Origin of the sequence: Streptomyces sp. AC1-42W (assembly GCF_003248355.1) — a bacterium.
In the GTDB taxonomy this organism is placed as follows: Bacteria; Actinomycetota; Actinomycetes; order Streptomycetales; family Streptomycetaceae; genus Streptomyces.
Genome location: NZ_QKWY01000002.1, coordinates 2,856,288 through 2,868,644 on the forward strand (window position 1 = coordinate 2,856,288; position 12,357 = coordinate 2,868,644).

General features: G+C 69.9%; 3 protein-coding genes. 2 read left to right on the forward strand and 1 reads right to left on the reverse strand.

The genetic code is table 11. From position 1 onward, the window contains the following. Positions 1-93: 93 nt before the first annotated feature. Positions 94-8,037, reverse strand: coding sequence for a polymorphic toxin-type HINT domain-containing protein (locus DNK56_RS30710; RefSeq protein WP_146610410.1), 7,944 nt, complete (start codon positions 8,035-8,037; stop codon positions 94-96). 481 nt (positions 8,038-8,518) lie between these two features. Between DNK56_RS30710 and DNK56_RS30715 the strand changes: the two genes are divergently transcribed. Both DNK56_RS30715 and DNK56_RS30720 read left to right on the forward strand, forming a co-directional pair. After that, on the forward strand, positions 8,519-11,890 hold the full coding sequence (locus tag DNK56_RS30715; RefSeq protein WP_111339031.1) for a VCBS repeat-containing protein: 3,372 nt from the start codon (positions 8,519-8,521) through the stop codon (positions 11,888-11,890). A 33-nt stretch (positions 11,891-11,923) separates the two neighbouring features. Continuing rightward, positions 11,924-12,268 (forward strand): hypothetical protein, encoded by a 345-nt coding sequence (locus DNK56_RS30720; protein ID WP_111339032.1) that lies wholly within the window; start codon positions 11,924-11,926, stop codon positions 12,266-12,268. The last annotated feature ends 89 nt before the right edge of the window (positions 12,269-12,357 follow it).

The window sequence follows — 12,357 nt, forward strand, 5'->3', positions numbered from 1 at the left end:
CCACCAGAAACGGCTAGGCCACCCGGTTGCGGAGTGGCCTAGCCGGCGTCGCCCTATCGCAGGATCATTACGATCCGGCAAGGACCTTTCACGTCACTGCCAAAGAATTCCGACGCCTGGCCCATATCTCGGGCCGTAATCGAACACGTGCTGACCCCACATGCGCTGGGTCGTGAGATCGTACCAGCCAACCCCTGGAACGCTTGCGCCCGTATTGATCCAATCCGGGCCGGGCATGCCACTGGGGGTAGAGAAGAGTTCGCGAAGCGCCGGATCGCCATCGGCTAGCGACTTCACGCGAGCATCAAGGATATTCCCCTTGATCGTATTGGCCCGACTGGGCCTCCGCGCGATTCTCGTAAGATCCTTTGCCGAATACCCGATAGTGCCGGCCTTCCATTCAGACAATGCTGTATTCGTGTGCTCAAGGAGACGCGAAGCCAGCGCATCTGGATTTGCGATGTCGTTTCCGTGCATGTCGACGACGCGAGCACCGCAATTGTGAACCAGGACCGGCGCAGCCCCCGCCAGCACATAGTACGTGTGCGCGTCGGCGACAGTGAGGTTGTGGACCGTCGCGCCCGTGGAGGTCGAGCGTTCGATCGCCGTGAGCTGGACGTAGGTGCCCGCACTGGTGCGGAGCCACTGGCCCGGCTTCAGGTCGGACGCGTCGATCCACTTGTGGAGGGCCGGGACCCAGAAGGGGTGGCCGTCCGTGGCCGTGAGTTCGGAGGTCGCCGTGCCGGTCGGGCCGTCGGTGTCGATGGTGAGTTTGACGAGGTGTTTGAGGCCCTCGCCCTTGATCTCGGCGGTGACGGTTTCGACGCGGGTGGCGCCGGTTGTCTCGTCGGTGGCGATGACCTCATCGCCGGCTTCGACCTGTTCGATCGGCTTGGTGGTGCCGTCGGCCATCAGGACCTTCGTGCCGGGTACGAAGCTGTTGGTGACGGGGCAGGAGCCGCCGCCGCTGGTGCCGCCGTCGGAGCGGGAGGAGGCTCCGGTGGAGCCGCCCTTCTTGCCCGACGAGCCGCCGGAGGGCTTCTTCCTGCCCGCGCCGGAGGACGCGGCCGCCGACGAGCGGGGCGCTGCGGAGGCCTGGGCGTCCTTCTGTTTGCCGTTGCCGGTCTTGCGGGCTTTCTGGGAGGCCTGGTTGCTGGTGGTCCGACGCTTCTCGGCGGCCTTCTTGGCCTTGGCCTGGGCGGCCTTCTTACGCTGCTCCTCGCGCTTCCGCTTGGCCTCCTTCGCCTTCGCGATGGCCGCGTCGGCCCTGGCGATGACGCGCTTGGCCTTGGCTTTGGTCGTGCGCCAGGCGCTGACCGCAGAGAACACCTTCTTCACCGCTTTGCCGATCTTGAACGCCTTGTAGATCTGGCCCCATGGCAGGAAGGAGATGATTGCTTCCGCGCAGGCCAATGCCGAGCCGTCGAGGCAGCCCATGACGGGGTCGATGTAGTCCTGCAGGATCGCCCCGGCCGCGGAGATGACGACGGAGGAGAGGGACCGGTTCAGGTCACCGTGCGCCGCGGCGACCACTGCCGCGGAGAGCCCGGCGCCCTCCAGGGCCAGGTTGATCTCCTTGGCGGACAGGGAGACGGACAGGCCGGTCGGGTCGCTGAAGGTGGCCGGGTTGTTGTGCGCGTAGGCGTATCCGCCGCGCTGCATCGGATCGGCCAGGTCGAGGACAGGGTCGGCCGACAGGAAGCGGCCCGCCAGCGGGTCGTACAGGCGCGCACCGAGCATGGTGTAGCCGGTGGCGTCGTCGCGGGTGGCGCCCAGGAAGCCCTGGTGCGTCTGCATCCGCTGCGCGGTCGTGCCGGCGGAGCGTTCGCCGCCGAACGGATCCGTCTTGCGGACACGGGTCTCCATGCCCGCCTCGAGCGCCACCTCCGCGTAGGGCGTGCCTTGGTGGTCGTACGTGATCGCGGCAAGACGCGAGGATCCCGCCGAGTGGCTGCCGTACGCGGAGCGCAGAATGCTGCCGCCCGGAACCGCGTACGTGCGCTGCACGTCGATCATCGCGCCGCCGGCCTTGACCGACAGCTCCGCCTCACCGAGGTGCAGCGTGGCCTGGTCGCCCTGGAGGGTGAGGAGGCGGGCGCCGCCGGGTGCGTAGATGTAGCGGGATTCGGTCTGTGGCACGAAAACCTGGGCCGTCGAGGCCGGATCGCATGCGGCGAGGACCAGGTCCGTGCCGGAGGCCGTCGCACCGCCCTTGACCGCGAGGCACAGACCCGTGGCGGCGTGCTCGAAATGACCTGCCGCGTCGCGTACGAGCTTCTGGTCCGCGCCGCCCGCGCACGGGCGGACACCGACCGCCGCACCGGCGGTCGTACCGGCCGGGGTGGCGCACCAGTCGCCGAGCACCCGCAGGCTGCCGGTGTCCGTGTCGGCCGTCGGGTCGTCGGGGGCGAAGGTGAACTTCTGGGCGGCAGTGTTGTTGCAGGGGTAGATCTGCAGCGGCTGGTCGGTCTTCGCCCAGCCGCTGCTCAGGTTCAGGCAACTGCCCGACGGCGTGACGTACGCCGCCTTGCCGCCCGTGCCCTGCCCGGAGACCGTCTCGGGTAGCCCGTCGTAGGTCCAGGTCAGGGTCTGCGGGTCGCCGGAGTCCCCGGCCGCCGAGACGGTGTTGCCGCTCTGATCGTACGTACGCTCCAGGACCTGCCTGACCTGCGCGCCCGCCTCAGTGGTGTATTCGCGCACCAGCGACGTCAGGGCGTGCGGCCCGGCTTCACCCGCACCGTACGTGTAGGTGGTCGTGGCGTCCTTCGCGGTGTTGCCGGTCAGGTCGTGTTCGACCATCGAGGTGCGTTCCGCGGACAGTCCCGCGTACGCGAAGTCGGTCCAGTACCCGCTGCCGTCCTCGCCCGCGGACACGTCCGCCGCGGTGGCCGCGCTGCCTGCGGTGCAGGCGGTCTGGTCGGCGGACGTCCAGGCCTCGTTGAGGCGGCCGACGGCGTCGTAGCGGAAGCACTGGCGTTCTCGGATGCCCTCGGCGCCCTGCCGGACGGAGCGTACGTTGCCGGCGCCGTCGTAGGTGTACGAGGTGTCGGAGACCTTGTTCCCGGTCACCGCGGCGCTCTCGCCCGCGTCCTCGCGCCAGGTCTGCAGACCGGTCAGCGCGCCGGAGGCCTCGTTGTACGAGGCGGTCGACCACACCCGGTACGGGTTGTCGCCCAGCGTGGAGCGGAGCAGCTGCCCGTACGGCGAGTACAGGGTCTGCGAGCCGTACCAGTCGTGTCCGGAGACCGACTCGGCCAGGCCCTCCTCGTTGTAGCGGGTGATGACCTCCTCGGCGGGCAGCGTGCCCACCGCGGGCAGTCGGGTGGAGTGCGCCAGACCGGTGTCGGTGTACGTCTGGGTGTACGTGTAGCGGTGTTCGAGCCCGTACTGGTCGGCCAGGTCCTTCGGCAGCGCGATGGAGGTGACCGTCGGCTGGTAGGCGCTGTTGTAGGCGCCCACCAGTGTCTGCGCGGCCTCGCCGCTGTCGGTGTAGCGCAGCGCCGAGTACGGCATGCCGATGCCGCCGCCGGCCTGGTCGTAGGAGTACGCGCCGAGCAGCCGGCCCGTGGCGGAGTCCTCGCGGGTCAGGACCGGGCGGGACAGGATGTCGTAGCCCGTCCAGACCGTCTCGCCGCGGGAGTCCGTGGTGGTGACCGGGCGGTTGAGGTCGTCGTACGTGGTTCTGCTGGTGCCCGTGTCGGGGTCGGTGGCCTCCACGACGCGGCCGATGGTGTCGTACTTCCACGTCCAGGCCGTGCCGTCGTCCTGCTGCGCCTTCGCGAGCCGGCCGCGCGTGTCGTAGCTGAAGCGGATCGACTCGTACGCGGTGCGCGTGGTGTCCGTGAAGGTGTCGACGCGGCTGGTGCGGCCGAGCGTGTCGGTCCAGGTCCGGTGGGACGCCGTGCCGAACGGGTTGATGACCGTGGAGTGGTCGAGGCCGTACGTGTAGACGGTGCGGCGGTCCTCGGCGTCCGTGCCGTCGAGGACGGGCGTCTCCGTCAGGACGCGGCCCATGCCGTCGTACGTGTAGCGGGTCGCGTTGGGGACCGCGCCGGAGGTCTCGGGGAAGAACAGGACGGGCGCGGGTTCGCCCGCGGCGAGGTAGGCGTTGTTGGTCTTCCACACCTCGCCCGAGGCGTTGTACAGCGTGTCGGTGATCAGCCGGCCTCCGCCGGTGGCCTCCTCCTGGGTCTGACGGACCCGGCCCAGGCCGTCGTAGAGGACGACACCGGTCTCCACGCTGTCCTCGTGGCCGCGGGTGCGGGAGATCACCGCGGCGGGCTCGCCCTGCCGCAGGCGGTACCCGACCTCGAGGTCGGGCACGGTGTCGGTGGCGGGACCTCGGCCCGGGCCCCATGCCTGCAGGAGCCGACCCAGTTCGTCGTAGACGGCGCGGCTGACGTGGCCGTTGGCGTCCTTGGCGGTGAGGGTGGTGCCGCGGCCCGGTTCCACCGTCTGGACGGAGGTGTGGCCGAGTTCGTTGGTCTCGGTCACCTTGAACGGCATGCCGACGGCCGGTTCGTACGTGGTGGTGGCGGACGCCGTTTGGCCGGGCTGAGTGGTCTCTACCGTGCGGCCGAGCGCGTCGTAGCCGGTGGTGCCGCCCGAGGTGAAGCCGGAGCCGTCGCCGTTGAGCGTCCACGTCGCGGTCGGCAGGCCGCGGGTGGGCGCCTCGCCGTAGGCGCCGCCGTCGTAGGCGACGCGGGCGGCGCCGGTCAGTGAGCTGAGCGTGCCGAACGTGGCGGCCGCGCAGGTCGTGGGCGAGGTGAGGATCTGCTTGGTCAGACCGGAGATCCCCTTGGCCGGGTTGGCGAGGTACTCCGTCCGGGTGCAGGTCTCGTCACCGCTCCTGCCGAGATCACCCAGCATCTCCACCTGGGTGGGCAGCCCGTCCGCGTTGTACTCGGTGTTCGAGCCGATCTCGCGCAGCGTGCGCTTGTCGTCGCCGGTGCCGGAGGACTTCGTCCAGGAGTGGTCGGATGTCTCGACGACCCGCCAGGCGATCAGGTCCTTCAGGCCGTCGCCGAGCGAGCGGCGCGCGAGTTCGGTCGCGGACAGCCTGGAGGTGCTGCGGCTGATCCAGCCGGTGACCGGGGCGGCGTCGGCCGACGGGTAGTCGACCTGCTCGGCGATCCGGCCCGCGAACGCCTCGTGGTCGGGCCCGATCGCGGCGCCGGTGACGTCCTTGACGGTGACGCCGGTGCCCAGGCCCCGGTAGAAGCGGGTCATGGACTTGGAGCGCTTGGCCGAGGTGGCCGCGTCGTCGGTTCCGGTGTACGTGGTCACCGTGTCGAAACCGGCGAACTTCGCCCACGTACGACGTGACTTCTTGGAGAACTCCGACTCGGCGAGCTGCCAGGCGGCCGTGCCGTACTCGTACGAGGTGGAGGTGGACGCGGCCCCGGAGACCGCGGGCAGCTCCTCGACCTGGGTGACGACGTATTTGTGGAACCAGTCGATCTCGTCGTCGACCGACGGATCCGGATGCCAGGCCACCGGATAGCACAGGAGCGTGTTCGCGGTCTGCGTCGGCAGGCCCTCACCGGTCGCGCAGGCGCCGGTCGGCCGGGAGTACGTGATGACGCTCTCGCCGCCGTACTCGTTGACGATCCGGCCGATGCGCTGACGGGCGAAACCGGGGCGCGGGTCGTCGGCGCCGCGCAGCACGCGGTTGGGCATGTAGACGGGCGAGGCCTGGAAGGCGACCGGGGGCAGCGACTTGTACTTGCCGCCCGCGATGCCGCCGGGACCGTAGCCGGTGCGCTGGATCGACTCGAGCCACAGGGCGGTGTTGGCGCCCGTGGACATGGTCGGGAAGGACTGCTTCAGCTGGTAGACGTCGACCGTGGCGCGGCCCGCGCCCGCCGTGCGCTGGGCGGTGAGGGAGATCTTGTCGAGGCGCTTGCGGGTGAAGAACGACGGCGCCGCGTTCCAGCAGTCACCGGTCGCCTCGCACTGCAGCGATACGGGGGTGTCGTACCAGATGCGGTAGTCGCCGGGGTCCTTCGAGGTGAAGTTGGCCTCCGTGCAGGCCAGCGAGCCCTCGGCGAAGCAGCGCTCCTCGACGGTGAAGGTGACGCGTGCGGGTGCCTCGGCGAACAGGTCGCCGGAGCGCAGACCGTAGTCGATGTGGCGCAGATAGCCGCCGCGCTCGTACGAGACGGGCTTCTTGAACTGCCAGTCCTTCGCGTACCGGTTGGTCTCCGCCTGCCACCACAGGGTCATGGCGTTGCCGGAGGGGTCCACGACGTAGTCGAGGTTCCACTGCCAGGCCTGGTTGCAGAAGGAGTTCTTGAAGTCGCCTGCCTTGTAGCAGGGTTCGCCCGCGTGGTTGCCGAAGACGGGCACGGTGAAGACCGAGCCGGTCTCCGGCTTGCCCTCGGCCCAGCCGGGCAGGCGGTTGCGGCCGAAGAAGTACTGGGTGCCGTCGCGGGTGGTGATCTTCCAGTACTCGCCGTCCGCGTCGCCGTTGCCGAGCGCGGTGTCCTTGAGCAGTTCGACCTTCGAGCCGTCACCGGAGGACGTGGTCCAGCCCTTGCCGGATTCCCAGACGAGGCTGACCGTCTGGCCGCCGAGGGTCATGACGGCGTTGTTCGAGCCGTAGCACAGGTCGTGGGTGGGGTGCTTGGCGTTGTTGGCGCCGGAGTTGGATTTGGCGTCCTGCTTGCAGTTCACATAGCGGCGGGTGATCGAACCCGGGTTGTAGTCCCAGCCGTCGCCGATCCAGGAGGCCTGGTTGTTGCTCGCGCTGGTGCGCCCGTCCACGACCTGCGAGGAGTACCCCAGGCTCACCTTCGGCATCAGGCCACCGGGCACCTCCGGTACCTGGATGCCGTACGAGTAGGTGAAGGCGCCGGACGACGAGCCCGCGGCCCAGTCACCGGAGGACGACAGGGGCGTGGTGGTGAAGTCGCCGCTCTGCGAGGCGCCCATGTCGAGAGCCCCGAGAACACCGGCGGAGGCACCGGCGAGGGGTTCGGCGGCAGCGGAGGTGACGAACGACGCGGGCCGTACGGTGCCGGAGGCCGAGGCGGAGGCCGAGGGCCGTGGGGTGCTGGGGCCCGCGGGGGCCGGTGCCTCCTCGGGCTTCTGTGTCCCCTCGGGCGTCTGTGTTTCCTCGGCCGTCTTCGGGTCCCCGGACGCCTCCCGCGGCAAGGGGGACGCGGTCGGCCGCCCGTCGTCGACGGCATCGGTGAGCAGGGAGACCGGCACCACGCCGGTCAGCCGCCGTTTCCCTTCCTTCGCGCCGGCCTTTGTCGTACGGGCGCCCTTGGTCGGGCGCTTGACCTCGACGCTCGACGGGAGTTCGACGATCTCGGCGCCGGGGTCCTCGTCGGCGGAGACGGTCATGGTGGTGAGGCCGTCGTCGGCGGGGCAGTCGAGGGTGGAGGTGTCCGGAAGCGTGCAGCCTTCCAGGAGGGTGAGCCGGAAGCGGTCGGCGGCCTGCGTGCCGAAGAGGTCGGCGAACTCGGTGTGGTCCACCTCCACGGCCACCGAAGCGGCCGGGTCCACGCCGGCCGGCGGGGTGACGGACATCAGCATGCCCGGCACGTTGGCCTGCGTGGAGGCGGTGACCGAGGCGAGGTCGACCTGCCAGGTGCCCGCGAGTGCCGCCGGGTCCTGGCCCTCGGGAACGCCGAGCCGTACCGGTGTGTCGCCGACCGGAACCGTCTGGCCCTCGGCGACTCCGGTGAGGTCCGCCGTCTGGTCTGCTGCGGCCTGCCACGGCGTCACATGCTTGGGGACGAACTCCTCGACGGGCACGTCGGCGGGCCGGGACAGGGAGGTCGGCTCCTCCGCGTCGAGACCGACCACGGATGCCTTGTCCGGCTCGGGCAGATCCACGTTCGCGTTCGACGTGCGGTCCAAGTCAGGACCGGGGATCGCGACGGCCGTACCGGTCAGCGAGGTGATGGTCAGCACGGACGACAGCAGGACGACCAGGGCCGTCCGCCGACGCCGACGGCTCGCGCGTATCGCTGCCGTATCGGCCAGCCGACCCTGTCCCGACCAGGACAGCCCCACCTGACGACGCATCTCGTAACTCCCCCACCCCACGCCCCATCTTGGGCGCGCCGGCGCAAACGGAACGGATCCGGCACGGGACAAGGCGTCCACGCACCGAGCACGGGAGCCTTCACCAGTTCCCCCTGGAAGTCACAGCTGACGCACAGTGATGAATCACAGGCTGGACACGGTTTACTGCCCGATTTTCCATGCTCTGGAGCCACAAACCCCTGCATGTCTTCGGTAGGAGACAATCCGCGAGAACGGGCCAAGATCCACTCCTCATACAGATCAGGCGGCAGCGAAGAGTCGCAAAACGGTCGTCACCGTCCGTGAGGAGAGGGTCGTTGATCACGAGTTGATTCCAAGGCTCCAGCTCGACAACGACCGCCCGCGCCTCATAGCTTGCGCGCACTCATGCCCTAGGACGCCGCAGGTCAGCGAGGTGATCACCGCTGCCCGGCGGGTCCTTGGCGTCCAGCCAGCAGTGTTCCCCGGGGAGCCTTCCGCCGTGTCCGCTCAACCATCCGCGTTCTTCCGCTTCGCCGCAGGCAAGCGCGCCCGGTTCGCCGCCTTCGCCGCACTGCTCTGTGCGGCCCTGGTGGCCGGGCTGCTGGCCTGGACACCGTGGGAGCGCGGGCCCGAGGCTCCGCAAGCGAAGGACTCCGGCGGGCCGTTGACGGCCGCGGAGGCGCTGGAGAAGGCGCGGGAGCAGAAGCGCGAGGTCGCCGTCGAGGCGGAGACCACGCCGACCTCCCGCACGTTCGCGCGTCCGGACGGCACGTGGCGCTCCGAGATCCACGCCGTTCCCGTACGCGCACGGCGTTCCGACGGCAGCTGGGCGAAGCTCGACGCCGACCTGCGGCGCAGCGCGGACGGTACGCGGCTGCGGCCGGCGAACACGCCGGGTGAGGTCGAGTTCGCGGCGGGTGCCGCAGCGGGCGGTCCGGATGGTACGGGCGGTTCGGATGGTTTGGCTCGCCCGGCCGGCTCCGACTCCGCTTCCGGCTCCGGCTCCGGTGGTTCGGTGCGCCCCGCCGTATGGCGTCCGGCCGACCGCCGACCCTTCGTACGTACGACGGCGCCGAGCACGGCCCGGCAGGAGACGTTCCTGGCCTCGGTCACCTACGGCGGCCACACCGTCACGTACACCTGGCCGGGCGCGCTGCCCGATCCGGTCGTCGAGGGCAACCGGGCGCTGTACCGCGAGGTGCTGCCCGGCGTCGACCTGCTGCTCGTGGCGCGCGAGGAGGGCGGCTTCGGCCAACTGCTCATCGTCAAGAACGAGAAGGCCGCACGCCGGCAGGCCCTCAGGAAGGTGGCGTACGGACTCCGTTCCGAAACTGCCGAGTTCGCCCTCGACGCCACCACGGGCGGCGTGCGGATCACCGACGCGGCCGACGGCAAGCAGATCGGCGTGATCCCGACGCCGCTGGCCTGGGACTCCGCCGGCGTGGAGAATCCCGAGGACCCCGCTGCCGAGCCCTACACCGACACCACCACCGCCAGAACGACCCTCGCGCTGACCGGCCTGACTGGTCCCGAGCCGGGCACGTCGAGCGCGGTCCTGCCCACCGCGCTCGACGGCGCCGGTACGGGACGGGCCAGGCTCACCCTCGACGCGGCGGCGACCGGCCTGCTCACCGGCGAGAAGGTGGACGCCGGCAAGGTCCGCTTCCCCGTGTTCATCGACCCCACGGTCGAACTGGGCGAGAAGGGCTGGACCATGGCGTACCGGCCCTACCCCAACACCAACTACTACAACGGCACGAACTACTCCGGGGGCACCAGCGAGGCCCGCGTCGGATACGAGGCCCAGGGCGGCGGACTCGCCCGCTCCTTCTGGAAGATGAGCTTCCCCAGCTCGGCCCACGGCTCGACCGTGCTCTCCGCGAGCTGGAAGATCAAGAACACCCACTCGTGGTCCTGTGAGGCGCGGCAGATCGAGATCTGGCTGACCGGATCGATCTCCACGTCCACCACCTGGAACAACCAGCCCTCCTGGAAGCGGCAGCTGGACGCGAAGTCCTACGCCCACGGCTACAGCAGTTCCTGCCCCGACGACTACGTCTCGTACAACGTGAAGTCCGGGGCGGCGGACGCCGCGAAGAACAGGTGGGGCTCGCTCACGCTCGGACTGCGCGCCAACACCGAGACCTCCACGTACACCTGGCGCAAGTACCGTGCGAGCAGTGCCGTGCTGACCGTCAAGTACAACCGGCCGCCCTACCAGCCGACCGACGGCGACATCACGCCCGGGGTGTGCGACACCGTCATCGGTGAGGAGGTCATCGGTCTCACGGACGTCGTGTTCAGGGCGAAGGCCACCGACCGGGACGGCAACCTCAAGGGGATGCGCTTCCGCCTGTGGGAGACGGGGACCAGCAACGAACTGCTCGACAAGGTCGTCACCGGCACGGGCGGCTCCACCAACCAGACCGCCTCCGTCACGGTGCCCTCGACGAAACTGGCCGACGGCAAGACGTACTCCTGGGACGTACGCGCGGAGGACACCGAGGGCGCCGTCTCCAGCTACTTCCCGAACGGCTCCGAACCCTGCCGCTTCACCGTGGACGACACCGCGCCCGCGGCACCGACCATGACCTCCGCGGACTACCCGCAGATCAACGCGGCCGGAACCAACTGGGCCGTCGACGCTCCGCACGGCACCGCCGGCACGGTGACCCTCGACTCGGGCCCGTCCACCACGCACTACGCCATCGGCTTCAACGCCATCAACTACACGCACATCTACCTGGACGACACGGCATCGGGCCAGACCTTCCGCATCGACCGCGACGACGTGCGGGGGCATCTGATCGAATCGGTCACCCGGGCCGCCACCGGCGGAGCGGTGACGATCACGCTCAAGGCGCCCACGGCCGGGCCCATGTATCTGCACGCCTACGCGTACGACGCGGTCGGCAACCGCTCGGACCGCTCGGCCATCCGCACCTTCGTCCCCTCCGGCCGCTCCGCCGACGCGCCCGGCGACGTCACCGGCGACACCTATCCCGACCTGGTCGTCATCCTCGGCGACGGCACGCTCTACAGCTATCCCGGTGAGGACGGCGGCGAGGTCTACGGCGGCCTGGTCGCCTCGTACAACGGCAAGGGCGAGCTGACCCCGCCCGGCCACTGGTACGACCCGGACGCCACCGCCACGAGCAAGAAGCACGCCCTGATCTCCAAATGGGGCGACTACTACCCGGGCGACGGGCTCACCGACCTCCTGGCCCGCACCCCTGACGGCGGCCTGTGGATCTACCAGGGCGACGGCTACGGCAGCGTCAACGTCGACGAGCGCGTACGGGTGCTGCTGCCCGACAACGCCCCGGACCCGGCGACCTGGGACGAGATGCGCACCGCCGCGGACGTCACGGGCGACGGCGAGCCCGATCTGATGGTCGTCACCGACGGCGGCCAGCTGTGGTTCCTCGGCGGCTACACCGCCGGTGCCTTCAGCGACGCGGTGCTGCTCCTCGACGGCAGCACTTGGGCGGGCCGGGACCTGATCTCCCTCGCCGACATCGACCTCGACGGCACCGCCGACCTGCTCTGGCGCAACCCCGGCAGCGGCAACATGTACATCCGCCACGGCAAGCCCAACAGCGCCGGAACCGGCCTCGACCCGATGTCCGTCGCGGTCGCCGTCAACTCCCGCGAAGGCGTCGACACGGTCTACGGCACGGGCTGGACGGCCGCCGCACTCGACCAGGTCATCTCGCTGCCGGACACGAGCGGGGACGGCATCCCCGACCTGTGGGCCCGCGAGACCACGACGGGCCAGATCCGGCTCTACCACCCCAGCAAGACCAACACGAACAGCATGGTGAAGGTGGTCGTGAGCGCCGACTGGAGCTCCTACTTCGCCCTCACCTGACCACCGGGGCCAGCCGGGAAAGGAGCCCACCCCATGCACACCATGAAGCGCCTCGTCGGCACCCACCCGAAACCGGTCGCCGCCGCGGCGGCCGCGCTGATCACGGCGATCGTCCTCGCGGCCTGCCTCCTCACGGGCACGGACCCCGTCCGCCCCGACGCCGGCAAATGTCGCGAGGAGTCGACGGCCCAGGTCGAGGCCGCGGTCGCCGACGGCACCGAACTCACCACGAGCCTCCCACCGTACTGCCAGGGCCTCCCGATGAAGGAACGCGACCGCATCTTCGCCGAGAGCGCGGACGACGCGATCGCGGACGAGATGGAGAAGGCGCGGGAGGAGATGGAACGGGTCGCGGGGGACACGGGTTACGAGAAGTAGCAAGACTCCTCCGGCGGACCCGAACAGATGAAGGCCATGGACGACGAGACTGAGCGACGGGGCCTTCCGGCTGCCGAATCTGCTGATGC

Bases quoted from the DNA above. Each gene is read 5' to 3' on its own strand.
- DNK56_RS30720 (WP_111339032.1), top strand. From the start codon at position 11,924: ATGCACACCATGAAGCGCCTCGTCGGCACCCACCCGAAACCGGTCGCC.
- DNK56_RS30710 (WP_146610410.1), bottom strand. From the start codon at position 8,037: ATGCGTCGTCAGGTGGGGCTGTCCTGGTCGGGACAGGGTCGGCTGGCC.